Source organism: Flavobacterium sp. MAHUQ-57, from assembly GCF_051908335.1.
Taxonomy (GTDB): domain Bacteria; phylum Bacteroidota; class Bacteroidia; order Flavobacteriales; family Flavobacteriaceae; genus Flavobacterium.
This window is the reverse complement of sequence record NZ_JBPZTE010000006.1, coordinates 608099-631732: the sequence shown is the minus strand read 5'-3', so window position 1 is coordinate 631732 and position 23634 is coordinate 608099. Positions and strand designations below refer to the sequence as shown.

Below are 23634 nucleotides of genomic sequence, written 5' to 3'. Positions count from 1 at the left end.
AATTCAGTCTATTAGGTTAGAAATAACGAGGTGATTTGTATTTTGACTTATCAAATTTGAAGTCAAACATTAACATGATTTCATGTGACCCCGAAGTATATGGCTTCAAATCAGACATCGGATAATCATAGGCATATCCAATTGTCAATTGTTTAGATAATTGGAAACTAACCAAAGCTCCTGCAGAATCTTCAAATCGGTACGAACCACCTATCCAGAGTTTATCGTTGAATAAGAAGGAAAGCGTCGCGTCGTAAGAGGCTGGTGAACCTTTTGTAAGTTTCACCAGTCCTGTCGGACGCATTTTAACACTTCCACTGTCATTCAAGTCAAAAACATACCCGGCTATAGTGTAAAAGTGTATTTGTTCAAAAGAAACATAACTTCCTAATTTGTTGTAATCGTTTTCGATAAGTTTAGGCGATGAAACACCGATATACCATCTTGGTTGATGAACATAGATTCCAGCTCCGATATTAGGTGTCCATCGATTTAGTTTTTCCTGAAAATAAGGATCGTTATAAACGTCTGGATCATTGAATAGTGCTTCGTCAATACTATAATAACTAAATCCTCCTTTTACCCCAAAAGCCATTTTGGTTTCTTGCGAAAGGTTAATAGTATACGAGAAATCGGCATACAAATAATTGAAATTTTCATAGCCCAGTTTATCATTTATAAATGAAAACCCGACACCTACTTTTTCATTTCTCAATGGAGAATGAATAGAGAACGTTTGTGTGGTTGGACCTCCGTCCATACCTACCCATTGACTTCTGTGTAGTCCTACAATGGTTAAAGCTTCACGGCTTCCTGCATATCCTGGATTAACAGAAATCGTATTGTACATATATTGGGTAAATTGTGGTGTTTGTTGTGCATTGGCACAGAACGTTACTACACCTATTACTAAGGTTATTACTATACGTTTCATATGGTGATTAGTTTTTGGTTCCTAAATAAAAATATCCATTGAATATGTCAAATCCGCTATTCACAATGTTAACCACATAATAGTAAGTACCTGCAGGCAAATTGCTGCTAGAAATAGCTTGATTCGCAATTCCACTCCAATCATTTTGATAATTACGATTTTCATAGAGTAAAGCACCCCAACGATTGAAAATTTTGACATCATATGTGAAACCACATGTCTCAAGTCCAGTTATTCTGAAGTAATCATTGTGACCGTCATCTCCAGGAGTTACCACTTTAGAGATTTTCAAATCGTTGATTGTACATGGTAATACCTCACAATCATCGTCAATAGTCATGTATACTTCTATGATTCTAGGACATGGCCCATCTGAAATTGTGTATCTGTAAACATAGAAACCTTCGTTAATTCCTGATGGATTAAGAATGCTGCCAGTTAAACCACCGGTATTATTAACATCTACCCAAACACCTGTTGTTTCGGTTCCTTGAGGTAAGAAAGTGAATAAATCGATAGGAGCATCACCATTACAAACTGAACCGGTAACATAGGAAAACGGTTGGTCAATTGTTACGTTAATTACTTGATTGAACTCAGCTCTGTTTCCACATTGATCTGTTGCAACCCAATTTCGTATGATAACGTAACCATATTCACTTTGATCAGTTGTTGCTTCTGTATAAACTACAGAAACATTAGTAGAACAATTATCATTGAATATAATTTCTGGAACAGGAGGTATAGCTCCACAATTCACGTTAAGTACAGGCGGAATTTCCACATTTGGAATTGGTGCAATTGTGTCTTGAACTTGAATCGTTTGCGAATGTGAAATAGCATTTCCAGCACAATCCGTAGCTGTCCATGTTCTAATTAATGTATAGTTAGATAAACAATTTCCTTCGTTGTTACGTCTTTCTTCATTGTACACAATTTGTACATTGTTGTCACAATTATCGGAAGCAGTCAATACAGCTGGAGCCGGAACGTTATCACATTGTACCGTTACATCTCCAGGAAGTTGACCGTTGAATACGGGTTTTGTAGTATCCTCAACAGTTACGATTTGTGTGTGTTGCTCGTTGTTACCAGCACAATCGGTTACCGACCAGTTTCTGGTGATAGTGTAATTGGCTGAACACGCATCGTCTTGTCCTGCAAAAGTTTCAGAGTATACGACTTGTACACTGTTGTCACAATTATCGGAAGCAGTCAATACAGATGGAGCCGGAACGTTATCACATTGTACCGTTACATCGCCAGGAAGTTGACCGTTGAATACGGGTTTTGTAGTATCCTCAACAGTTACGATTTGTGTGTGTTGCTCGTTGTTACCGGCACAATCGGTTACCGACCAGTTTCTGGTGATCGTGTAATTGGCTGAACATGCATCATCTTGTCCTGCAAAAGTTTCAGAGTATACGACTTGTACACTGTTGTCACAATTATCGGAAGCAGTCAATACAGCTGGAGCCGGAACGTTGTCACATTGTACCGTTACATCGCCAGGAAGTTGACCGTTGAATACTGGTTTTGTAGTATCTTGAACAGTTACGATTTGTGTGTGTTGCTCGTTGTTACCAGCACAATCGGTTACCGACCAGTTTCTGGTGATCGTGTAATTGGCTGAACATGCATCATCTTGTCCTGCGAAAGTTTCAGAGTATACGACTTGTACACTGTTGTCACAATTATCGGAAGCAGTCAATACAGCTGGAGCGGGAACGCTGTCACATTGTACCGTTACATCTCCAGGAAGTTGACCGTTGAATACGGGTTTTGTAGTATCTTGAACAGTTACGATTTGTGTGTGTTGCTCGTTGTTACCGGCACAATCGGTTACCGACCAGTTTCTGGTGATAGTGTAATTGGCTGAACACGCATCGTTTTGTCCTGCAAAAGTTTCAGAGTATACGACTTGTACATTGTTGTCACAATTATCGGAAGCAGTCAATACAGCTGGAGCGGGAACGCTGTCACATTGTACCGTTACATCGCTAGGAAGTTGACCGTTGAATACGGGTTTTGTAGTATCTTGAACAGTTACGATTTGTGTGTGTTGCTCGTTGTTACCGGCACAATCGGTTACCGACCAGTTTCTGGTGATAGTGTAATTGGCTGAACACGCATCGTCTTGTCCTGCGAAAGTTTCAGAGTATACGACTTGTACACTGTTGTCACAATTATCGGAAGCAGTCAATACAGCTGGAGCCGGAACGTTGTCACATTGTACCGTTACATCGCCAGGAAGTTGACCGTTGAATACGGGTTTTGTAGTATCTTGAACAGTAACGATTTGTGTGTGTTGCTCGTTGTTACCGGCACAATCGGTTACCGACCAGTTTCTGGTGATCGTGTAATTGGCTGAACACGCATCGTCTTGTCCTGCAAAAGTTTCAGAGTATACGACTTGTACACTGTTGTCACAATTATCGGAAGCAGTCAATACAACTGGAGCCGGAACGTTATCACATTGTACCGTTACATCGCCAGGAAGTTGACCGTTGAATACGGGTTTTGTAGTATCTTGAACAGTAATAATTTGTGTATGTGAAGACGTATTTCCACAAGCATCGTTAAAAGTCCATTTTCTGCTGATACTATATTGGCTTGAACAGGCGGTACTAGAAGTGGTATCTACTCCTTGTACTGTAATTGCACCACTACAGTTGTCATTAGCAGTTAAACTCGAATTGGCTGGTACATTATCACAAGAAACAGTTATGTTTTGTGGTAACACAGCGGGTAACGAAGGAGCAATGGTATCCTCTATGTTAATGATTTGAACATCCGAACCTACATTGTTACAAGCATCTTTCGCATAGAAAGTTCTGGTAACCACAATAGGACAGCTGCCAGATTTTACATCTATATAGCTAATTATTAGACTTCCACCTGAATTATCGGTTGCGTTTCCACCTAAAGCTTGTAATTGTGCTAAAGTAATTACTACTTCAGTATCACTAAACGGTAAATCAGTAATTGCACTTTCATTACAACCTTCTAAAGTAATGCCGTTTGGAGCAGTTACTACAGGCGGTACGGTATCTCCACCAGCTATAACATAAGTAGCTGATTTACTACAGTTCAAAGCATCTTTTACAGTCACAGTGTAGCTACCGGCTGTCAAATTGGATATATCTTGATTCGTACTGCCGTTACTCCATAAGTAAGTGTAAGGAGCAGTTCCTCCTGAAACTGAAAGATCAATTGCTCCTGTATTTCCACCGGAACAACTAAGATTGGTGATATTGGCTGAGAGTATAATCTCAGAAGGAAAAACAATCGGAACCATATAGGAATTAACGAGACCTTGCGAGTCGGTTACGGTTAATTTTGCAGTGTAATTTCCTGGTAAACTATAAGTGTGTGATGGATTTGCAATAGTAGAATCAGTTGTTCCGTTATTATCGAAATCCCATGCATAACTATACGGAGGAATACCTCCATTGGTTGTTGATGTAAACTGAATAGTCGATTGATTTCCATTGGTACATCCTGTATATGTAAATTGTACCGCTAATGGTTTAGATATAACCATATTTGGAGAAAAGTCACATTGAGAATTGCTATAACTGTTACAAGTATAGTTTGGACCTGGGTCTTGATTCGCACTGGTTCTCCATGCTACAAGAATATTGTTTAATAGTAATTCCTGACCACAAGTCCAGTTAAACGGACCATACAGATGTACTTGACCGGCACCAGGCGCAATCGTTCCGTTATTGTTCAATAAAACATTCAAAGGAGTGACAACACCATCAATAGACAAATCGGCAAAGAAGCGAGTGTAATAAATGTTGGAGTTTGCATTTGAAGTATAATTCAACAAAATATATACTTGTTGAACATTTCCGATGGTACAAGTGGTGTTTGTAATAGGCACACCATATACATCGGTAAGGCTTAGGAATACATCTGTCAGCGTATAATTGTTGGAAGTACAATTATAACCGCAGGTTCTTAAGTCAAGCTGTTGCGAGAATGATAAATTTGCATAAAGTGACACTACAAGTGTTAGGATCACTTTGAGCAGACTTCTTCCCGGTAACATTAGAGTATTACTACTTTCCATACGCTAAAAGTTTTAGTTAAAATAAAAGAGACAGGAATTCGGCCGTAATTGCAAAAGCGATAACGACGAATAGAACAAGCCACTAAATTTTAATGGTTTCTACATCGGTTTAGAATAAATTCTGAAGTGGTATTTTAACTTATTCTTTTAAGTTGGAGAACAAACATTGAAGTGGTATTTTTTGTTTATTCTTCTTTAAGAGGAAAACCTTTGGGTATTTTCCTGATTCAAATGTAAAATAATATTTCTTACGGAAATTCTTTACAGGGGCATTTTCGATGAAGTAACCAATATTTCCTTTGAATTAACAATTTTTTTGTAATTTACTTAACATTTGGAAAATCAGGGTACTACCAAAATAATTAAATACCGTTAGACTATGAAATCACTAATTTTAGTTAGACATGCGAAATCAAGTTGGGATTTTGGATTGGATGATAAAAAAAGACCATTAGCAGAAAGAGGAACCACGGATATTCAAAAAATTGGAAGTTCTGCCCAAGTTTTCCTACCCAATGATCTTACTATTTGGTGCAGTACAGCAGTTCGAGCAACCGATACCGCCTATCTTTTCTGTAAAAAAGCCGGTTTGGACAGCGAAAAAATAATTTTTAAAGAAAAATTGTACACTTTTGATGAAGCACAACTGGAGAAAGAGATAAAAAAATGTGAAAATTCAGTGCAGAGTCTAATTCTTTTTGGACATAATGAGGCTATTACAAATTTTGTCAATAAATTTGGTGATAAATACATTGAGAATGTTCCTACTTCGGGTTTTGTATACTTACAATTTGAAGAGGTTTTTTGGGAAAACATTAACAAAGGAAAAGTTATTAAATATATTTTTCCGAAAGAGATATAGATTAAATGCAAGCCATCGAAAACAGATACATTGATCGTGAGAAGAGCTGGTTAGCCTTCAATTTTAGAGTATTACAAGAAGCAGCAGATGAAAGAGTTCCTTTACTAGACCGATTACGTTTTTTAGGTATCTTTTCGAATAATTTGGATGAATTTTTCAGAGTGCGTTATGCAGCTATCCGACGTTTAAGTATTTCAGGTGAAAAAAGCGATAAAATTATTGGAGATACCACTCCACAAGATTTAATCAAAGACATTACCGAAACGGTTATCGAACAACAATCGGAAAGCTTACGTATTTTGAGTGTTATTGAAAAAGAACTTGAAAAAGAAGGTATTTTCATCATTAACGAAACCGAAATCAATAAAGAACAGGAAAATTTTTTACGAGATTTCTTTATTCAAAAAGTCAGTCCCGAATTAGTGACAATCATCTTGAATGATTTGGAAGAGTTTCCATTGTTAAAAGATACTTCTGGTTATTTGGCAATCAAGTTGGTCATGAAACCTAAAGAATCATCCTCGATTTTGGAAAAAATCAAAATCAAGAAAGATGTACGCTATGCTGTAATTGAGATCCCAAAGGAAATCAATCGTTTTGTTGTATTACCATCGAATTCAGACAAGCAATACATTATATTATTGGATGATGTGATTCGTTATAATTTACATTCGATTTTCAATATTTTCGATTATGAAAGTATCTCGGCACACATGATTAAAATCACACGCGATGCTCAGTTGGAGTTGGATAGCGAATTGCATAAAAGTTTTATTGAAAAAATTTCATCTAGTGTTAAAGACAGACGTTTAGGGGAACCTGTACGATTTGTGTATGACCAGTCAATCGATAAAGATACCCTTAAGTTCTTCCTGAGAAATATGGGTATTGATTCCAAAGACAGTATAATACCGGGAGGTCGTTATCATAACCGCCGGGATTATATGGATTTTCCTAATCTGGGACGCTATGATTTATTGAATAAAGTCAATACGCCATTACCGGTTGTGGGATTAGGAATGGAAGGAAGTATTTTAAAAATGATTGAAAAAAGAGATTTTTTAATTAATACACCGTATCAATCCTATGCGTATATCATTAAGTTTTTGCGTGAAGCAGCTTTGGATCCACATGTAACAGCAATTAAAATTACATTATACCGTTTATCAAAAAACTCTCAGATCATCAGTTCTTTGATTAATGCAGCAAAGAATGGTAAAAAAGTAACCGTGCAAATTGAATTACAGGCGCGTTTTGATGAGGCCAGTAACATTTCATATGCAGAAATGATGCAAACCGAAGGAATTGAATTGATTTTCGGTGTGAAGGGATTGAAGGTGCATTGTAAATTATGTTACATCGATCGAATTGATGAACATGGTAAATTAAAACGTTACGGATTCATTTCGACGGGTAATTTCAATGAAGCTACAGCAAAAGTCTATACAGATGTTACCTTATTAACGGCGCATCAACAGATTTTGAAAGATGCTGCAAAAGTGTTTGAGTTTTTCCAAATCAATTATAGAGTACACCGTTACAAACATTTAATCGTTTCACCACATTATACACGTTCAAAGTTCATTAAATTTATTGATAGAGAAATATTGAATGCAACTCTAGGGCGCCAAGCTTACATTAAATTGAAAATGAACAGTTTGTCCGATACGAAGATGATTGATAAATTGTACGAAGCCAGCAGGGCAGGAGTCAAAATTCAATTGGTGGTTCGAGGTATTTGCTCATTAATTCCAGGTGTGAAAGGTATGAGTGAGAATATTGAGGCGATTTCTATTGTGGATGCCTATTTGGAGCATTCACGAATCTATATTTTTGGTAATGACGGTAATCCGGAGGTATATATCTCTTCGGCCGATTTTATGACCCGAAATCTGGATGCTAGAGTTGAAGTGACTTGTCCCATTTATGATGAGAATATCAAGAAGGAGTTGATTGAAACTTTCGAAATTGGATGGAAAGGAAATGTAAAAGCCCGATTCCATTCTGAAAAGTTAGATAACAAATACAGAATGAGAGGTGATAATCCTATATTCAGAGCACAACAAGAAACCTATAAATACTACCGTGATAAGATCGAAGTAGTAACCGAAAAAGTATAATTTATTTTATTTGGCCTAGCCAAAATTTGCCTTTAAGGATGATTACGATTAAAAAATATGCCGCAATTGATATTGGTTCCAATGCCATGCGCTTGCTTGTAATGAATATTGTTGAACAGGAAGGAAAAGAACCGCAATTCAATAAGAGTGCGTTGTTTCGTGTGCCGATACGTTTGGGACAGGATGCTTTTACCGTAGGTGAAATTTCTGAAGAAAATATCAGTCGCATGGTAGATGCTATGAAGGCGTACAAACTGTTAATGGGTGTTTATAAAGTAGAACGGTATATGGCTTGTGCAACTTCTGCCATGCGTGAAGCCTACAATGGAAAGGAAGTAGCAGACTATATTAAGAAAAAAGCAGATATTAAAATCGATATTATTGATGGTAAAAAAGAAGCAGCTATAATTGCAGCTTCGGATTTGCACCATTTCATTCGAACCGACGCAACCTATTTGTATGTCGATGTTGGTGGTGGTAGTACAGAATTTTCATTGTTCTCACAAGGAAAAATGATTGCTTCCAAATCGTTCAAAAATGGTACTGTTCGTTTGCTTAATGATATGGTGAATGAAGTGGTTTGGGTTGAAATTGAAAAGTGGATTAAAACCCACACAGCGGATTATGATGATATAACGCTCATCGGTTCAGGTGGGAATATCAATAAAATTTTCAAATTATCAGGAAAAATGCAAGACAAACCGTTGTCTTACATTTATCTGAATACACAATACCAATATCTAAATTCATTGACATACGAGCAACGTATTGCCGAATTGGCTTTGAATACAGACCGTGCCGATGTCATTATTCATGCTTTACGAATTTATCTGAATGCAATGAAATGGAGTGGAGCCAACAAAATTTATGTTCCTAAGATTGGTTTGTCAGATGGAATTGTGAAGGCAATGTATTATGATAAGATATAGTTTTCTAACTTATTTTCTATCAGATTATTAAATATCCAAATCAAATGTTTTACGGAGTAAATCCAAAGCAGGATTCATTTCGTTCAAGCGATCGTATTTTTCTTGAGTTGTAAATGCTTTTTTGATTTCGATTCCTTCGTTGATTTTGATTTCAATCGTAATGTTATGGTTGTGTAATTTTCCACGTAAGTAACCTAGTAAATCGTGTTTTTCACCTTCAAAATCGATTTTAGAACTTTCATTTGGAAGCTCATGTATAATCGTTTCTCCTTCCAGTTTAGGATCATTGATCAATAAAAGTGACTCCACAATTTTATAGCCTTTGTTTCCTAAACGCTGGGCATATTTAATCCATTGCTCCTGCATTTGAGTTTCGGTGAAAGGTTCAGTGGGAAGATCGTCATGATGTCTTTGAACCGTATTCAATTGTGCTTCCAATTCTTTTTTTACACGTATACTTGAAAGGGAAAGCGCTGAAACTCTTGGTCCAGTTGTTACCGGTTGGTTTTCTTCTACCGGTTTTGTTTCTTGAACTTCAGGAACGCTGTTTGTAGGTTCAGGAACAATTTCGGTTTGTTGTGGAATCTTTTCTTTTGCAGGTTCGACAACCTCAACGCTTTTTGGAATATCCGTTTTGGGTTGTTGAACTTCTACAATAGAATAACCGGAATTTCTATAATAGGTTGGTGGAATTATAAAGGACTTAGCTTTTTTTTTTCTCCATCGAAAGTGATAGAGGCCAATTGCATCAGACAAAGTTCAACCAATAGTCGTTGGTTTTGTGAGACTTTATATTTTAAATCACAATCGTTGGCTAAATCTATTCCTTGCAATAAGAAATCTTGTGATGCTTTCTGTGCTTGTTCACCGTATAATTTTTGTGCATGTTCACCGGCTTCGAGAAGCACTAAAGTTGCAGGGTTTTTGCAAACCAATAAATCTCTGAAGTGGGATGCTAAACCAGCAATAAAATGGTGACCATCAAAGCCTTTGGCTAAAATATCGTTGTATGCCAGTAATAATTCAGGGATTTTATTCTCCAGAATTAAGTCGGTTACTTTAATGTAGTATTCAAAATCAAGTACATTTAGGTTTTCGGTAACAGCGGCACGGGTTAAGTTATTTCCGCAATACGAAACCACGCGGTCAAAAATAGATAACGCATCACGCATCGCACCATCTGCTTTTTGAGCAATGATATGCAACGCATCGTCTTCAAAAACCACACCTTGACTTTGTGCTACGTCGGCTAGATGTTCTTTAGCATCTTTAACGGTAATTCTTTTGAAATCGAATATCTGACAACGTGATAAAATCGTTGGAATGATTTTATGTTTTTCGGTAGTTGCCAGAATGAATATAGCATGACGAGGCGGTTCTTCCAATGTTTTTAGAAAAGCATTGAATGCAGCCTGAGACAACATGTGCACCTCATCTATAATATATACTTTGTATTTTCCGGTTTGTGGTGGGATACGAACCTGATCGATCAAATTACGGATGTCATCTACCGAGTTGTTCGAAGCGGCATCCAATTCGAATACGTTGAATGCGAAATCTTCATTGGGATCGTCGTAACCTTCCTGGTTGATTTTTCGGGCCAAAATTCGGGCGCAGGTTGTTTTTCCAACACCACGAGGTCCTGTGAATAATAAAGCTTGTGCTAAGTGATTGTTTTCAATAGCATTCAATAAAGTGTTCGTAATAGCTTGTTGTCCAACAACATCTTTAAATGTTTGTGGACGGTACTTACGGGCTGATACGATGAATTGTTCCATAGCTTTTATTGGATAGCAAATATAGTTTTAAAATTTAAATATTAAAATGTTTTGGAGTTGAATGTCTTCTATTAAAAGTAGAAAATCGGAAAGAGAAAAAGTAAAGTCCTTAGTTCTTAGTCTTTAGCTCTTAGTAGGGTAAGAGTAGCCTACAGTACAGATCAAGAAGGCTCGGTGCCAAAGCAAAATGTCTTTTGACAGGAAGGAGTTCCATCTTGACAGGAGGAAGATTCTATTTGACAGGAAGAAGATTTCATTTGACAGGAGCGAATTCCAACTTGACAGAAGCAAGTTTCTATTTGACAGGAAGGAGTTTCTATTTGACAGGAAGAAGATTTCATTTGACAGGAGTGAATTCCAACTTGACAGAAGCAAGTTTCCATTTGACAGGAAGGAGTTCCAACTTGACAGGGAGAAGATTTCATTTGACAGGAGCGCATTCCAACTTGACAGAAGGAAGTTTCTATTTGTCAGGAGCTAGTTTTCTTTTGGTTGATGGAAGAAATCTTAATTTGTTAGTTTTTGGAGAAGGATTACAAGCCGCCTTTTCTAGCTTTAATGGTAAGACCTTTGAGGAATCGGGCCGATTCACATTCGGAGTTGGCAGAGAATCCGGAGACAAATACGCCTTTTAATTTTCCGCTTTTAGAACAAATACCATATACGATTGCTTCGTCATCAGCACTGGAATCGCCTTCATGACGATAAATATGTACAATTTCAAAGTTGTGAGGTGCAGATTTAAATTCGCTATTGTCGATATTAAAATCGGTACTAAAACCCAATTCTTTCAACTCCTGCAACGCTACCATTACGTTTGCATAATTATATGTGTGTGCCATAGTGCTAATTAGAATAAGTATGGATTATAAAGTTACGATTTTCTATTTTTTTCTGATGAAAATAGTTGTTAAAACTATTAACAATAAAGTGTTTACAATCAATACAATAACAATAACGAATTGGTTTTGGAATAGGGGTGTTCTTTTATTGTTTTTTTTGGATGAAACTATTTTAAGATTTAGACTTCAAAACCTATTCTATTTACAGAAATCCATAAGAAGCGGATTGATTGGATAATCTAAGCTTTTGGCTTTCTTCAAGTCGGCACAATAATCATCATAATTCAAAAGGCGTTTAATTTCACCTCGAACATAGTAGGCATATCCTAAATTTGGATCTTCTTTGATGGCTTGATTGCAATCCAATAAAGCCGATACCAGGTTAGCGTTGGAGCTTTCCACTTTCACTTTTAAGGGTAAATTCCAGTTGACGTTGAATAATTTGCCGTTGTATCCGCCACTAATGTGTTGGCTAGTTACTTTATACCCTTTTTTAAGATTTAATTTGGCGATAGCGCGATTTACCGACACTACTGGTAATGACATTTTTAATTGAAGGCATTTATCAAAATCGGCAATTGCTTTTGGATAATCACCTAGTTCCATATAGATAGTTCCTCTTACATTGTAGTAGTTTTCGAGTCCGAATTCCTTAAGATCGGGTGCTATTTTTATCCCTTTTTCAATTTCTGCAAGCGCTTCATCAAATTTTCCCAAAGCGAAATACGATTGTGCAGCACTCAAGTTATTTGTTGCAACAAACCCATCAGCATATTGTTGTACAGGCGATTCTTTTAAACCCGTGTTGTTCTTGTTTTGTTCAATATCAGCAATTAGATTCTCTCTGTTGTTATTTGAAGCATTGTAATCGGCTATTGCTTTTTCATAATTTTTAGATTCGTAATAGGCATTTCCCCTGAAAGAAAGGCACATGGCATTTGTTGGGAATTGCTCCAATCCTTTAGTATATATGGTAACTGCGTCATCGAATTTACCTAAGTTATAGTAAGCAATTCCACGTTGGTAAAAGTAGCTGGGTTTACTATCGTCACAGTAATTAGCGATTGCACCTTCCAATTCTTTTATTAATTCATTTTCAGGTTCGTATTCCTTTATAAGTTGTAAGGCTTTGGATAAATCATCGCAAGAACCGTTCATGTCTTCCAGTTTGTATTTGACTTTAGATCGATTATAGTATGCAAAGTAACCGTTTGGGAGCAATTCTATTGCTTTGGAATAATCTTGATAGGCCTTATTAAAATCACCCATATAGAAATAAAGTGTACCTCTCGCGGTATAGGAAGATTCCTGTTTAGGGTTTAATTCGATGGCTTTATTAATGTCTTTGAAAGATTCTTTGTTTTTCATCTGATTGAAGAAGATTTCGTATCTTCCCAGATAATGTGCCTCATTGTTTGGTTCTAGTTCGATAGCTTTATTATAATCAATCAAAGCCAGCGTCAAATAATTTTCTTTTGTGTTGAATTTAGCTCTTGCCACATATAAGGCAGCATTGTTAGGACCTAATGTTATTGATTTGTTATAATCATTCAAGGCTCCGATTTTATCGTTAATATAAAATCTGAATTGGGCTCTGTTACTATACAGAAATGGATTGTTTGGTTCATTGAGAATTCCTTTATCGAAGTATTCTGAAGCTTTGGTGTTATCATTCTTATGTGAATATATCTGCCCCATATTAGTATAGCAAACGCCACATTTGGGATTGATGGTAATCGCTTTTCGGTAGTATTTTTCAGCGATATCGAACTCTTTGTTTTCAAGATGTAAATACGCGAGCATTCTTGTTGCTAGTTCGTTCTTTGGATTTTGAGTCAGTTTTTTTTGAAAATGCGGAAACAGTTTTTCTCTTTGCCCGATTTGGGTCATGGAGTCCACGAATTTTTCATACTCTTCTTTCTTTTAAGCGTTGTTAATAAGGCTAATGAAAAGGAAGAACAGTAGTAGGAGATTTTTCATAGTAATAAATAGTTGTTGCAATCTACGAAAATACTTACTAAGGTAGGATTAGGAGCGAAAAAAAACTATTTTTGCCGAGCAGACCGCCTTATCGTCGTCTCGTTTAACGGGAGGGAGGAAAGTCCGGACACCACAGAGTAGCATAGCGGGTAACGCCCGCCCGTTGAAAGGCGAGGACAAGTGCAACAGAAAGTATGTACAGGTAATGCTGTAGTGAAACCAGGTAAACTCTATGCGGTGAAATGCCAAGTATATCAGCATTTAAGGGCTACTCGTCCGTTGCTGAAGGGTAGGCAGCTTGAGTCATGCAGTAATGTATGATCTAGATAAATGATAAGGGTTTCGTTTTTTAAAGACGAGATACAGAATCCGGCTTACAGGTCTGCATTTTTTTTGTATATTCGAATTTATTGTATTGAAATATGAAATTGAATTTAGTTGAGATTCCCAGAGTTAAAACCATTTCCAAAGACGATTTTTATAAGAATTACGTAAAAAAACAAAAACCCGTTGTAGTGGAGCAGCTAACAGAAGATTGGCCAGCCTACCAAAAATGGAATTTGGAATATATTAAAGCCGTTGCGGGCGAAAAAATCGTGCCGTTGTACGATGACCGTCCGGTATCCCATAAAGACGGATTCAATGAAGCTCATGCGAAAATGAAAATGAGTGACTACATTGATTTACTTCAAAAAGAGCCGACTAATTACCGCATTTTTTTATACAACTTGATGAAAGAAGTGCCATTGTTGAGAGATGATTTCAAATGGCCTAATATTGGTTTGAAGTTGATTAAACAATTACCGATGTTATTTTTTGGTGGTGAAAATGCCAAGGTTTTTATTCACTATGATATTGATTATTCGAATATATTACACTTTCATTTTCATGGTGAAAAACAATGTATTTTGTTTGATCCAGAGCAAACACCTTACCTATATAAAGTACCTCATTCCTTAATTTCGAGAGAAGATATCGATTTTGACAATCCTGATTTCGAAAAATTTCCTGCGTTGCTAAAAGCAAAAGGATTAGTGTGTAATTTAAAACACGGTGAAATGTTGTATATGCCCGAAGGGTATTGGCATTATATGCGTTATGTAACTCCAGGTTTTTCGATGAGTTTACGTGCTTTTCCAATGCGATTGAGCAGTTTAGCCAAAGCAGGTTATAACTTAGTTATTATGCGTCATTTTGATGTATTGATGCGAAAATGGAAAGGTCAGGCTTGGATTGATTATAAAAATAGAAAGGCTTTAGAAAATACCAACCGACGACTTAATTTAGGATAGCAATAAATTTTAAGAGAATTGAAATTACTCTTTAATTTTAAATTCTAAGCCAATATTCCGTATGCTTTCTATGGTTATTTTATCGTCGTTGGAAAAATATTTTCGTAAACGGCTTATAAAAACATCCATACTTCTACCTGAAAAAAAATCATCGTTACCCCATATCTCTTCTAAGATTCTAGTTCTTTTGATGAGTTGATTTTTGTTTTTAAATAAGTAAAAAATTAATGTAGCTTCTTTTTGTGTTAATCTTTGTATATGGTTGCTTAATTTCAGTTCCAGACGGTTCGGATTGAAAATATATTGGCCTATACAGACTTCTTCATTGGTGTTTTGATGTGTAATTTTTTGAGCACCTCTTTTAAGGATATTGTTCAATCGCAAAACTAATTCATCGGCTTCGAATGGCTTGATGATATAATCATCAGCTCCGAGTTGCAATCCCTTTATTTTATCTTCTTTGAGTTGTTTAGCCGTTAAAAAGACAAATGGAATTTCAGGATTGGTATCAATTATTTTTTCGGCCAATGTGAATCCGTCAAGTTTAGGCATCATCACATCAAGAACACAAATATCGAATATTGAGCTTTTGAACGTAGACAAAGCTTCTTCACCGTCTTTAGCCCAAGTAACGTTGTAATTGTAAAGTTCGAGATATTGTTTTAAAACGGCGGCAAAATCATGATCGTCTTCCGCTAATAGAATTTTTTTCATTCAACAAGAGTATTCAATTCGACGAATTACAAGGTATGCTAAGATTGAAAACAGTTCCTTTTCCTAGATCACCCGAAACAGCTATTTTTCCTTGATGTGCTTTGATTATTTGATCAACATAATACAATCCCAAACCAAGACCTTTTGTATTATGTAGATTGCCTTGCTCAATTCGGTAAAACTTATCAAAAAGCAAGGAATGTTTATTTTTGGCAATACCAATTCCGTTATCCTGAATGGTAATATTGAAAAGATTGTTTCGTACTGAAGTTTCTACAATAATTGTATTGCATCCATATTTAACAGCGTTTTCGAGAACATTCAAAATGGCTGTGGTTAAATGAAATTTGTCTAATGACAAAACAATCGGATCAGTTTTAAATTGACAAATGATATCAGTATTGGAATGGGCTAATTTAAAATCGGTTACTATTGTATGTAAGAATGCAATCACTTCTATTTTCTCTTTTTTCAATTCCAGATTCTCAACACCCAGTGCGCTGGTCATTACTTGATCTATTAATTGTTGCAATCGGTTGTTTTGACGCGAAATGGTAGCTACAAGACTATTGAAATTCTGTTCGTTGTCTCGTATTTCTTTTCTCTCCAGAATCTTAGTTGAAATGGATAGGGTAGAGAGCGGTGTTTTTAATTCATGAGTGATATTGTTGATAAAGTCAGTTTTAACATCGCTCACTTTTTTTTGTTTGATTAATGCTTTAATAGCAATTATAAATAGGCTAATTACTGTAAGAATTGAAAATAAGGCAAAAAATAGAATTAACAGCATTCGTTTGAAAATGATGATTTCCCAGTCGACAACCGAAACATATAAAGTATCTTCTGTTAGGAGTTTATAGTCAGAATGAAGTGTAGATCCACTAGTTGTACCTACGTAACTGCGAATTAAGAATGCATTGTCAAGACTTGCTAAATTACCATAGAGTTTGTTGTTAATTGAAGGTTTCTCAGTGTATATTGTATCTGTTTTTTGCGAATTTTTAAAGATGACAAATTTGTTTAAAACGATGGCGAAATCCAGTTCCAAATTGGGAATTTCATTTTCGAATTCGCGTTGTAATTTTCGGGTTAATTCTGCTTTGAATTTATTTTGCAGTAATTCATCTTTAATTTTTGACTTATTCTTTTTATTTAAAATATAATTGCTAGCCAACTGTTTGTATAACAAATCTTTTTTATTGAATATGGTCGAATCAATATCGCTGTAATCATTAGTGATTTTAGCAATTTTTGTTCTTACTTCTGTATGGAATTGTGCTACTTTATAGTCATAAGCAGTTTTGACCAAATACAATTGAATAGTTGAAAGTACTATAAGTACAAGAACTGAGAATGTTATTAATAAATTGATTTTCCTTTTCATCGAGTCAAAAATAGGAGTTTTAATGATTACATAAAGACATTAACCTTGCATTAACCCGACATTAACTTTCAGATCGAATTTTTGAACTCAAATTTGCGGCAATAATTTCAGTTTTAATGAAAAAATGTATTGCAGCACTTATGCTTTTAATTTCTAAACATTATGCGATTTCTCAGAAAACTCCGGAAGACTTTGGTTACAAACAAATGTCATTCAAATATCAGAATGATAAAGTTGATCTAATTATTATTTCGAAATCTGAAGATCGAAAAAAAAAGAAGCCATTGTTGTTTTTTTGTCAGGGAAGCCTTCCAAGGCCTGTAGTTATTTATGATGAAAAAGGTTTGTATGGTACTTTGCCATTTAACGAAGTTCATTTTTTAGAGGACTACCATATCGTAATTGTTGGCAAACCGGGTATTCCACTAATAGCCAATGCTTCTGTTTTGGGCAAAAAATTTATGTATTTAAGAGATAAACATAAAGAAATCCCACCAAGAAACTATAGTGATAAAAATCATTTGGATTATTATGTTTCTAGGAACAATTTCATCATTAAGCAACTATGTAAAGAACGTTGGGTAAGTAAATCCAATTTGGTTGTTGCTGGTCATTCCGAGGGTAGTGCCATTGCTGTAAAAATGGCTATCCTCAATCCCAAGGTTTCAAAATTGATTTATTCGGGAGGAAATCCATTTGGAAGAATTGTGACAATTTTAAACGAATCTGCTGCTAAAAAGGAAATAGTTGAATACTGGAAAGCGATTGTCGAAAATTCGAATGTAATCAATTATGATTCAGGAGATACTTATAAGGCAACGTATAGTTTTTCATTGCCACAAAGAGAAAACCTGTTAAAATTAAAAATACCTATTCTGGTCACTTTCGGTTCTAAGGATACTGCTGCCGATTATAATTATTTATTTCAAGTTGAAGCAATTCGTGAACATAAAAACAATATTGAATTTATTGACTATGTAGGTTTGGAGCATAATTTTTTTCCATTAGATGAAAATTCGGAGCCAATCTATACAATGGGAAATTGGGATAACGTAGCCAATGATTGGCTAAAATGGATAAACAAAAATACAGTTAAATAGCAATGAAAAATACAATCCTATTGATTATAACACTTTTGATCAATACATTTTGTGCTGCGCAGCATGAAGTTGTACAAGACACACTTACCCAGAAATTAGAAGAAGTTGAAGTTAAAGGAAAAGAAAAACTATTTAAAAGTAAAAATGGTATTACAAAGATTGATGTAGCCAATTCGGTTTTCAAATCGGCCACCAATGCAGTTGATTTACTTTCAAAGTTACCTAGCATTCAACTTAGTCCCAACAAAGAATCCATATCGATTATTGGAAAAGGAATTCCCTTGTTGTATATCGATAATCAAAAAGCTTACTTAAATGATTTGAATGCGTTATCAGTTGATGATATAAAAAGCATCGAAATCATAAAAAATCCAGATTCAAAGTATGAAGCAGAAGGAAAAGTAGTACTTCGAGTTAATCGAAAATTGAGTAAAACGGATCGATTTAAAGTTACACTTTCAGAAACGGCTTCCCTAAAAAAACGATTTAATAATTCTTTTGGAATTACTTCAAGTTTTAAGAAAAACCGACTCGAATTAAAAACCAATTTTAATTATAATGCACACAATATCTGGGAGAGACATGATATGAGTTGTCAGATTCCTGAATCCAATATTAGTTCGAATTATGATGTTGAAGCGTATACGAAAAGGCCACAATTTATTTTTGGTGGCGGTTTGTTTTATAAAATCAATGATGACGATTATTTTTCTTGGAATGCAAATGCTAAACTTCAAAATGATCTATTCAGAATCAATACAATGACTTTAAATCTTCAAGACCAAACAGAAACCAAGTATGTAACTAGAAGTAATAATGACGACACAAGAAATTTCATCAACTCATTTGTCAATTATTCGAAAAAAATAAAATTCATTGACACACAATTTTTTACAGGAATTCAATACTCGAATTTTTCTAAAAACATGCATACGATCGTGCAGAATAATCAAAACGATTCACAATTTTTACTTGCACAAAAGAGAAACCAACAATTTGATGTAGCTGTTTTTTCGGGAAGAACGGATTTTGAGAAAGTATTTAAAAATGACATAAAATTGGAAATAGGAGGAGTCTTTCTGAATGCAGATGCCAAGACAAATTTGAATGTTATAGATTATACCAACTCCGATCAAAATAGTTCCCATTATTCATTCAATGAAATGAACATCTCTGGTTATTCGCAATTATCAGGAAAGATTAAAAAAATAGACTATAACGTAGGTTTAAGAATTGAAAACACTGCTATAAAAGGAAAATATGATACAGGTATTATAGCTGTAAAAAAGAACTATACTCATTACTTTCCAAAAGTAGAGGTTAGTTTTGCATTAGACAGCACTAAGTTGGTATCAATAGACTATGCTAAAAGTATAACTAGGCCTAATTATTCCAATACAAATCAAGGAGCAACTTATATTAATCCGTATTTTATTTATAGTAATAATATCAATTTAAACCCAGCCATTACAAATGAATTTGCCATTAATTTTGAATACAAAGATAAAGCAGTGAGTTTGATTTATTATAAAAATTCAGATCCAGTTCATGCGAATTTCAGTTATAATAGTCAAAATAACATTTTAACCTACAATGAGAAGAATTTTAAACAATCTTCAGGTGTAAGTTTAGATTTCACATTGCCTTTTTCCTATAAAATTTGGACAATGAATAATAGTGTGAGTTTTATTTTAAATACGATTAAAGATAATCAAGCATTACAAAATGGATCAAAGCCTTATCTATACTATTATTCCAACAATATGTTTTCACTACCGAAAGAATATATGATTTCTCTAACGGCTTGGGGAATGTCCCATCAGAAAGAGGGCGTTTTCGGAATAAATCAGCCCAAATTCTTACTGGATGTGGCGCTAACCAAAACTTTTTTTAATAATTGGGTGTGTACTTTAAATTATAATGATGTATTCAGAAATAGTAAGTACCAGCAAAGTTTCACAATAAATAACATTAGCTCAAAAGCCAATTATTATATGGATACCCGTGAAATTGCACTTTCTGTTAAATATTCATTCGGAAAAATTTCCAAATCAGAATTTAAGGAAAAGTCAATCAATGAAAATGGCAATAGAATTAAGTAGTCAACTATTCTTCTTCTGTATCGTCAAAAGGAGTATCGATTTCTTCCTCGTCATATTCTTCATCATCTTCCATGGCTATTTCGAAGAAAGAAAATACAGATCCACCGTAGGTTTTTGCATAGGAAAAATGTTCAAGCTGATCCAATTTAGTGTATTTGGAATGTTCGACAATCAGCATGCCTTCCTCATTGAGGATTTCATTTTCGAATAGTAAAGTCACGATTTTTTCAAAATCGGTTTGCTCCATTCCGTAAGGAGGATCGGCAAAAATGATATCGTATTTGCCTTTGTGTTTCTCAAGAAATTTGAAAACATCACTTTTGATCGCAGTAATGTCCATGTCAAATTCTTTAGCTGTTTTTTTTATGAAAGTGACACAACCCATATCACCGTCGACACTCGTAATAGTTTCGGCACCCCGAGAAGCGAATTCATAGCTGATGCTTCCGGTTCCTGCAAACAAGTCCAGAATACGTAATTCTGCAAAATTGAAATTATTATTCAGAATATTGAACAACGCTTCTTTACACATGTCCGTCGTTGGGCGAACTGGTAAGTTTTTAGGCGGATTAATACGTCTTCCTTTGTATTTTCCTGAAATTATTCGCATCCGTGTATCAGTATAAAGTGTTGTAAATAATTTTGTTGTGTAATTTTCTGTTCCAAATCATTATGATCAAAAAACAAAGAAACATTACGAATGTATTTGTAGGCAATTTGGTATATATCGTGTTCTTTAGAGATAGAACCAAAGAGTTTTAAAGGTAAAGTTTCAGGATTTAATTGAAGTTGTTCGAAAGTGAAAAGCAAATAATAAATGAAATCTTCTTTGCTTTTGAAATCAAAAGAATTAAACAATAGTAATTTTTGATTTTTGATGACAATCAATTGAAAATTATCCTTTTGGCAATGTACAAATGCTTGGGTTTCATCGATGTTTTTACTTAAATCGAGTAGCTTTTTGACTAAAATGGAATACGAATGTTTGTAATTGAAATTCCCGTAAATATCCATTAAAGCATTATTGATATTGGCATAAGGAATGTAAACATTGTTCATTTCATAATTGGCAATTTCATCATAGGCGATAAAATCGTTTTCGAAAACTTTTACATTGTACTGAAGGTAACTTCCTAAATAGGCTTCATCAAATAAAACCTGTGGGACAAATGTATTCAAATTGTTGTTGTATAACACCACAACATTGTCAAAATTAGACTGCAAAACAGCTGTGTTTTTAATGAAATCAATGATTTTATTCTCGATTTCAACAAAATTTGCTGATTGATCCAGAGGTAAATCGCCGAAAGTTTCTATTTTATCAGTTAATGTATCTACAATGCAAAATGATATTTCTGATAATGAAATCTGAAGTAGTAGTTTAGAATATTTTTTATCGAGAATGTTCGTACTTGCTGTATGCATTTCGGTATTTTGACATTAGTGAGCAAATCTACAATATTTTTTGCGTTATACACAAGTGAGTCGGTTTTACTATGTATCTTTGAAAAAATATAATTTTTAAGAATACCCATGAGTTCCCAACTGTTTTACACCATTTTACGAAAGAGTTTTCCTTTTCAACCGACCGTAAAACAAGATATTTTTTTCTTAAAAATTGCCGAATTCATTTCCAGTCCCAATACAAACGAAATCTTTGTTTTAAAAGGTTACGCCGGAACCGGAAAAACGACTGTAATATCTACCATTGTCAACAATCTGATTGAAGTCAAAAAAAAGTACGTTTTATTAGCACCAACAGGAAGAGCGGCAAAAGTAATTGCGAATTATTCCAACAAACCTGCGCACACGATTCATAAAAAGATTTATTTTCCTAAAAAAGGGAAGGGCGGAGGCGTGAGTTTTACCATGCAAACCAACAAGCATACCAATACGATTTTCATAGTCGATGAATCTTCGATGATCTCGGATGCCGATTCCGAATCGAAGATGTACGCCAATGGCTCTTTGCTGGATGATTTGATTTCCTATGTGTATTCTGGTCAAAATTGTAAAATGTTACTTTTGGGAGATACTGCGCAGTTACCACCGGTACATTTGGATATTTCTCCGGCTCTGAATGTGGATACGCTAAGTATGAATTATGATAAGGAAGTGATTTCCATCGAATTGGATGAAGTAATGCGTCAGGAAGAAAATTCCGGGATTTTATACAATGCGACTGAGCTTCGTGAATTACTAAAAGATTCGTTTATAACCGATTTTCAATTCAAATTAAAAGGATTCAAAGATATTGTACGCTTAACAGATGGTTATGATATTCAAGATGCCATCAATCAATCCTACAGTAATTACTCTATTGAAGATACCACGTTTATTGTACGTTCTAATAAAAGAGCAAATCAATACAATCAGCAAATCAGATCCAAAATCTTAGGTAAGGAAAGCGAACTTTCAGCAGGAGATTTATTAATGGTGGTGAAAAATAATTATTTTTGGTTAAAAGAAACGGATGAAGCCGGTTTTATTGCCAATGGCGATATTATTGAAGTTTTATCTATCCGAAATATTAAAGAAATTTACGGTTTCAAATTTGCAGTTGTTACCATCCGAATGATCGATTATCCGAACCAAAGACCTTTTGAAACCATACTATTGTTAGATACGATTACTAGTGAATCGCCTTCATTGACTTATGAAGAATCCAACCAGTTGTATCAAGAAGTGATGAAAGATTATGAAAATGAAACTGCTGCTTACCGCAAGTTTCTGAAGGTTAAAGAAAACGAATATTTCAATGCATTGCAGGTGAAATTTTCGTATGCTATTACCTGTCATAAATCACAAGGAGGACAATGGAATACGGTGTTTATCGAACAACCGTATTTGCCCAATGGAATTGACAGGGATTATGTGAGATGGTTGTATACGGCAATTACGAGAGCAAAAGACAAGTTGTATTTGATAGGGTTTAAAGACGAGTATTTTATTAATTAAATATGGAATCAGCAACAATTTTAAGCATTTTCTTAGGAGTAGGATTGGCTGCTTCGGCAGGATTCAGAGTGTTTTTGCCTTTGTTTGTATTGAGTACCGCTTCGTATTTTGATGTAATTCAGTTAAACGAAAGCTGGGCTTGGGTGAGTACTTTACCAGTCATGATTACTTTAGGTATTGCCATGTTAGCCGAAATAATTGCGTACTATATTCCCTTTGTAGACAATTTATTAGATACAATTGCAACCCCTTTAGCGGCTATAGCAGGAACAGTGATTATGGCATCTACTATTTTGGATTTTGATCCGATGTTAACCTGGGGATTGGCCATTATTGCTGGTGGAGGAACTGCTACTGCAATGCAAGGAATGACGAGTATGACGCGATTGGCTTCATCTGTTAAAACAGCTGGTGCTGGGAATTCGGTTGTTTCTACAGCAGAAACAGGAACTGCTTTGACGCTAAGTTCATTGGCTGTTTTTTTACCGATTGTAGCACTAATTATTGTTGTAAGTTTGCTGTTCTTGGTGTATTATTTATATCGAAAATTTAAAAAATAAG

At 35.0% G+C, this 23634-nt stretch carries 19 protein-coding genes and 1 other RNA gene; 10 read left to right on the top strand and 10 right to left on the bottom strand.

Annotated features, from left to right (window positions below):
• Positions 1-16: 16 nt before the first annotated feature.
• Both ACS8MM_RS03205 and ACS8MM_RS03200 read right to left on the bottom strand, forming a co-directional pair.
• Positions 17-934, bottom strand: coding sequence for a PorP/SprF family type IX secretion system membrane protein (locus ACS8MM_RS03205; RefSeq protein WP_379712964.1), 918 nt, complete (start codon positions 932-934; stop codon positions 17-19).
• A 7-nt stretch (positions 935-941) separates the two neighbouring features.
• Entirely contained in the window at positions 942-5012 is a 4071-nt protein-coding gene (locus ACS8MM_RS03200; protein WP_379712962.1) for an HYR-like domain-containing protein, read from the bottom strand.
• 379 nt (positions 5013-5391) lie between these two features.
• On the opposite strand from ACS8MM_RS03200, the gene ACS8MM_RS03195 reads away from it, so the two are divergent.
• From ACS8MM_RS03195 to ACS8MM_RS03185, 3 genes are read left to right on the top strand one after another with little or no spacing between them, the layout of a single operon-like run.
• Positions 5392-5874, top strand: a complete 483-nt coding sequence (locus ACS8MM_RS03195) for a SixA phosphatase family protein (RefSeq protein ID WP_379712960.1) — start codon at positions 5392-5394, stop codon at positions 5872-5874.
• A 5-nt stretch (positions 5875-5879) separates the two neighbouring features.
• Positions 5880-7994: a polyphosphate kinase 1 gene (gene ppk1, locus ACS8MM_RS03190; RefSeq protein ID WP_379712958.1), complete on the top strand. Its 2115-nt coding sequence runs from the start codon at positions 5880-5882 to the stop codon at positions 7992-7994.
• 38 nt (positions 7995-8032) lie between these two features.
• Positions 8033-8923 carry a Ppx/GppA phosphatase family protein gene (locus ACS8MM_RS03185; RefSeq protein WP_379712956.1) on the top strand — a complete coding sequence of 297 codons (891 nt, stop codon included), beginning with the start codon at positions 8033-8035 and terminating at the stop codon, positions 8921-8923.
• A gap of 27 nt (positions 8924-8950) precedes the next feature.
• Here the strand turns inward: ACS8MM_RS03185 and ACS8MM_RS03180 are convergent, their stop codons facing one another.
• Both ACS8MM_RS03180 and dnaX read right to left on the bottom strand, forming a co-directional pair.
• Positions 8951-9679 carry a DNA polymerase III subunit gamma/tau gene (locus ACS8MM_RS03180; RefSeq protein ID WP_379712954.1) on the bottom strand — a complete coding sequence of 243 codons (729 nt, stop codon included), beginning with the start codon at positions 9677-9679 and terminating at the stop codon, positions 8951-8953.
• Positions 9616-10701, bottom strand: coding sequence for a DNA polymerase III subunit gamma/tau (gene dnaX / locus ACS8MM_RS03175; protein ID WP_379712952.1), 1086 nt, complete (start codon positions 10699-10701; stop codon positions 9616-9618). The genes ACS8MM_RS03180 and dnaX overlap by 64 nt, the downstream gene beginning before the upstream one ends.
• A gap of 187 nt (positions 10702-10888) precedes the next feature.
• On the opposite strand from dnaX, the gene ACS8MM_RS03170 reads away from it, so the two are divergent.
• On the top strand, positions 10889-11182 hold the full coding sequence (locus tag ACS8MM_RS03170) for a hypothetical protein (protein WP_379712950.1): 294 nt from the start codon (positions 10889-10891) through the stop codon (positions 11180-11182).
• A 52-nt stretch (positions 11183-11234) separates the two neighbouring features.
• Here the strand turns inward: ACS8MM_RS03170 and ACS8MM_RS03165 are convergent, their stop codons facing one another.
• Positions 11235-11543, bottom strand: coding sequence for a hypothetical protein (locus ACS8MM_RS03165; RefSeq protein ID WP_379712948.1), 309 nt, complete (start codon positions 11541-11543; stop codon positions 11235-11237).
• Positions 11544-11741: 198 nt separating this feature from the next.
• Positions 11742-13433: a tetratricopeptide repeat protein gene (locus ACS8MM_RS03160; protein ID WP_379712946.1), complete on the bottom strand. Its 1692-nt coding sequence runs from the start codon at positions 13431-13433 to the stop codon at positions 11742-11744.
• Positions 13434-13598: 165 nt separating this feature from the next.
• Here ACS8MM_RS03160 and rnpB point away from each other — a divergent pair.
• An RNA gene (gene rnpB / locus ACS8MM_RS03155) (RNase P RNA component class A) lies at positions 13599-13916 on the top strand.
• A gap of 29 nt (positions 13917-13945) precedes the next feature.
• Positions 13946-14815, top strand: coding sequence for a cupin-like domain-containing protein (locus ACS8MM_RS03150; RefSeq protein ID WP_379712944.1), 870 nt, complete (start codon positions 13946-13948; stop codon positions 14813-14815).
• Positions 14816-14839: 24 nt separating this feature from the next.
• Here ACS8MM_RS03150 and ACS8MM_RS03145 read toward each other — a convergent pair whose 3' ends face one another.
• Both ACS8MM_RS03145 and ACS8MM_RS03140 read right to left on the bottom strand, forming a co-directional pair.
• On the bottom strand, positions 14840-15529 hold the full coding sequence (locus ACS8MM_RS03145) for a response regulator transcription factor (RefSeq protein WP_379712942.1): 690 nt from the start codon (positions 15527-15529) through the stop codon (positions 14840-14842).
• Positions 15530-15542: 13 nt separating this feature from the next.
• Positions 15543-16913 (bottom strand): sensor histidine kinase, encoded by a 1371-nt coding sequence (locus ACS8MM_RS03140; protein WP_379712940.1) that lies wholly within the window; start codon positions 16911-16913, stop codon positions 15543-15545.
• A gap of 116 nt (positions 16914-17029) precedes the next feature.
• On the opposite strand from ACS8MM_RS03140, the gene ACS8MM_RS03135 reads away from it, so the two are divergent.
• Both ACS8MM_RS03135 and ACS8MM_RS03130 read left to right on the top strand, forming a co-directional pair.
• Complete coding sequence (locus ACS8MM_RS03135) at positions 17030-18013, top strand: alpha/beta hydrolase (protein ID WP_379712938.1); 984 nt, start codon at positions 17030-17032, stop codon at positions 18011-18013.
• Positions 18014-18015: 2 nt separating this feature from the next.
• Positions 18016-20115, top strand: coding sequence for an outer membrane beta-barrel protein (locus ACS8MM_RS03130; protein WP_379712936.1), 2100 nt, complete (start codon positions 18016-18018; stop codon positions 20113-20115).
• 4 nt (positions 20116-20119) lie between these two features.
• On the opposite strand, the gene rsmD is transcribed toward ACS8MM_RS03130, so the two are convergent.
• Together rsmD and ACS8MM_RS03120 are read right to left on the bottom strand one after the other, a co-directional pair.
• Entirely contained in the window at positions 20120-20725 is a 606-nt protein-coding gene (gene rsmD, locus ACS8MM_RS03125; protein ID WP_379712934.1) for a 16S rRNA (guanine(966)-N(2))-methyltransferase RsmD, read from the bottom strand.
• Complete coding sequence (locus ACS8MM_RS03120; protein WP_379712932.1) at positions 20716-21540, bottom strand: DUF3822 family protein; 825 nt, start codon at positions 21538-21540, stop codon at positions 20716-20718. The genes rsmD and ACS8MM_RS03120 overlap by 10 nt, the downstream gene beginning before the upstream one ends.
• Positions 21541-21648: 108 nt before the next feature.
• On the opposite strand from ACS8MM_RS03120, the gene ACS8MM_RS03115 reads away from it, so the two are divergent.
• Together ACS8MM_RS03115 and ACS8MM_RS03110 are read left to right on the top strand one after the other, a co-directional pair.
• On the top strand, positions 21649-23073 hold the full coding sequence (locus ACS8MM_RS03115; RefSeq protein WP_379712930.1) for an ATP-dependent DNA helicase: 1425 nt from the start codon (positions 21649-21651) through the stop codon (positions 23071-23073).
• A gap of 2 nt (positions 23074-23075) precedes the next feature.
• Positions 23076-23633: a DUF4126 domain-containing protein gene (locus ACS8MM_RS03110; protein WP_379712928.1), complete on the top strand. Its 558-nt coding sequence runs from the start codon at positions 23076-23078 to the stop codon at positions 23631-23633.
• Position 23634 lies beyond the last annotated feature (1 nt).

What these genes read in the sequence shown, in the direction of transcription:
- ACS8MM_RS03110 (WP_379712928.1), top strand. Translation starts at nt 23,076, where the DNA reads ATGGAATCAGCAACAATTTTAAGCATTTTCTTAGGAGTAGGATTGGCT.
- ACS8MM_RS03165 (WP_379712948.1), bottom strand. Translation starts at nt 11,543, where the DNA reads ATGGCACACACATATAATTATGCAAACGTAATGGTAGCGTTGCAGGAG.
- ACS8MM_RS03135 (WP_379712938.1), top strand. Translation starts at nt 17,030, where the DNA reads ATGAAAAAATGTATTGCAGCACTTATGCTTTTAATTTCTAAACATTAT.
- ppk1 (WP_379712958.1), top strand. Translation starts at nt 5,880, where the DNA reads ATGCAAGCCATCGAAAACAGATACATTGATCGTGAGAAGAGCTGGTTA.
- ACS8MM_RS03185 (WP_379712956.1), top strand. Translation starts at nt 8,033, where the DNA reads ATGATTACGATTAAAAAATATGCCGCAATTGATATTGGTTCCAATGCC.
- rsmD (WP_379712934.1), bottom strand. Translation starts at nt 20,725, where the DNA reads ATGCGAATAATTTCAGGAAAATACAAAGGAAGACGTATTAATCCGCCT.
- ACS8MM_RS03130 (WP_379712936.1), top strand. Translation starts at nt 18,016, where the DNA reads ATGAAAAATACAATCCTATTGATTATAACACTTTTGATCAATACATTT.
- ACS8MM_RS03150 (WP_379712944.1), top strand. Translation starts at nt 13,946, where the DNA reads ATGAAATTGAATTTAGTTGAGATTCCCAGAGTTAAAACCATTTCCAAA.
- ACS8MM_RS03205 (WP_379712964.1), bottom strand. Translation starts at nt 934, where the DNA reads ATGAAACGTATAGTAATAACCTTAGTAATAGGTGTAGTAACGTTCTGT.
- ACS8MM_RS03160 (WP_379712946.1), bottom strand. Translation starts at nt 13,433, where the DNA reads ATGACCCAAATCGGGCAAAGAGAAAAACTGTTTCCGCATTTTCAAAAA.
- ACS8MM_RS03195 (WP_379712960.1), top strand. Translation starts at nt 5,392, where the DNA reads ATGAAATCACTAATTTTAGTTAGACATGCGAAATCAAGTTGGGATTTT.
- ACS8MM_RS03120 (WP_379712932.1), bottom strand. Translation starts at nt 21,540, where the DNA reads ATGCATACAGCAAGTACGAACATTCTCGATAAAAAATATTCTAAACTA.
- ACS8MM_RS03170 (WP_379712950.1), top strand. Translation starts at nt 10,889, where the DNA reads ATGTCTTTTGACAGGAAGGAGTTCCATCTTGACAGGAGGAAGATTCTA.
- ACS8MM_RS03145 (WP_379712942.1), bottom strand. Translation starts at nt 15,529, where the DNA reads ATGAAAAAAATTCTATTAGCGGAAGACGATCATGATTTTGCCGCCGTT.
- ACS8MM_RS03140 (WP_379712940.1), bottom strand. Translation starts at nt 16,913, where the DNA reads ATGAAAAGGAAAATCAATTTATTAATAACATTCTCAGTTCTTGTACTT.
- dnaX (WP_379712952.1), bottom strand. Translation starts at nt 10,701, where the DNA reads ATGGAACAATTCATCGTATCAGCCCGTAAGTACCGTCCACAAACATTT.
- ACS8MM_RS03200 (WP_379712962.1), bottom strand. Translation starts at nt 5,012, where the DNA reads ATGGAAAGTAGTAATACTCTAATGTTACCGGGAAGAAGTCTGCTCAAA.
- ACS8MM_RS03115 (WP_379712930.1), top strand. Translation starts at nt 21,649, where the DNA reads ATGAGTTCCCAACTGTTTTACACCATTTTACGAAAGAGTTTTCCTTTT.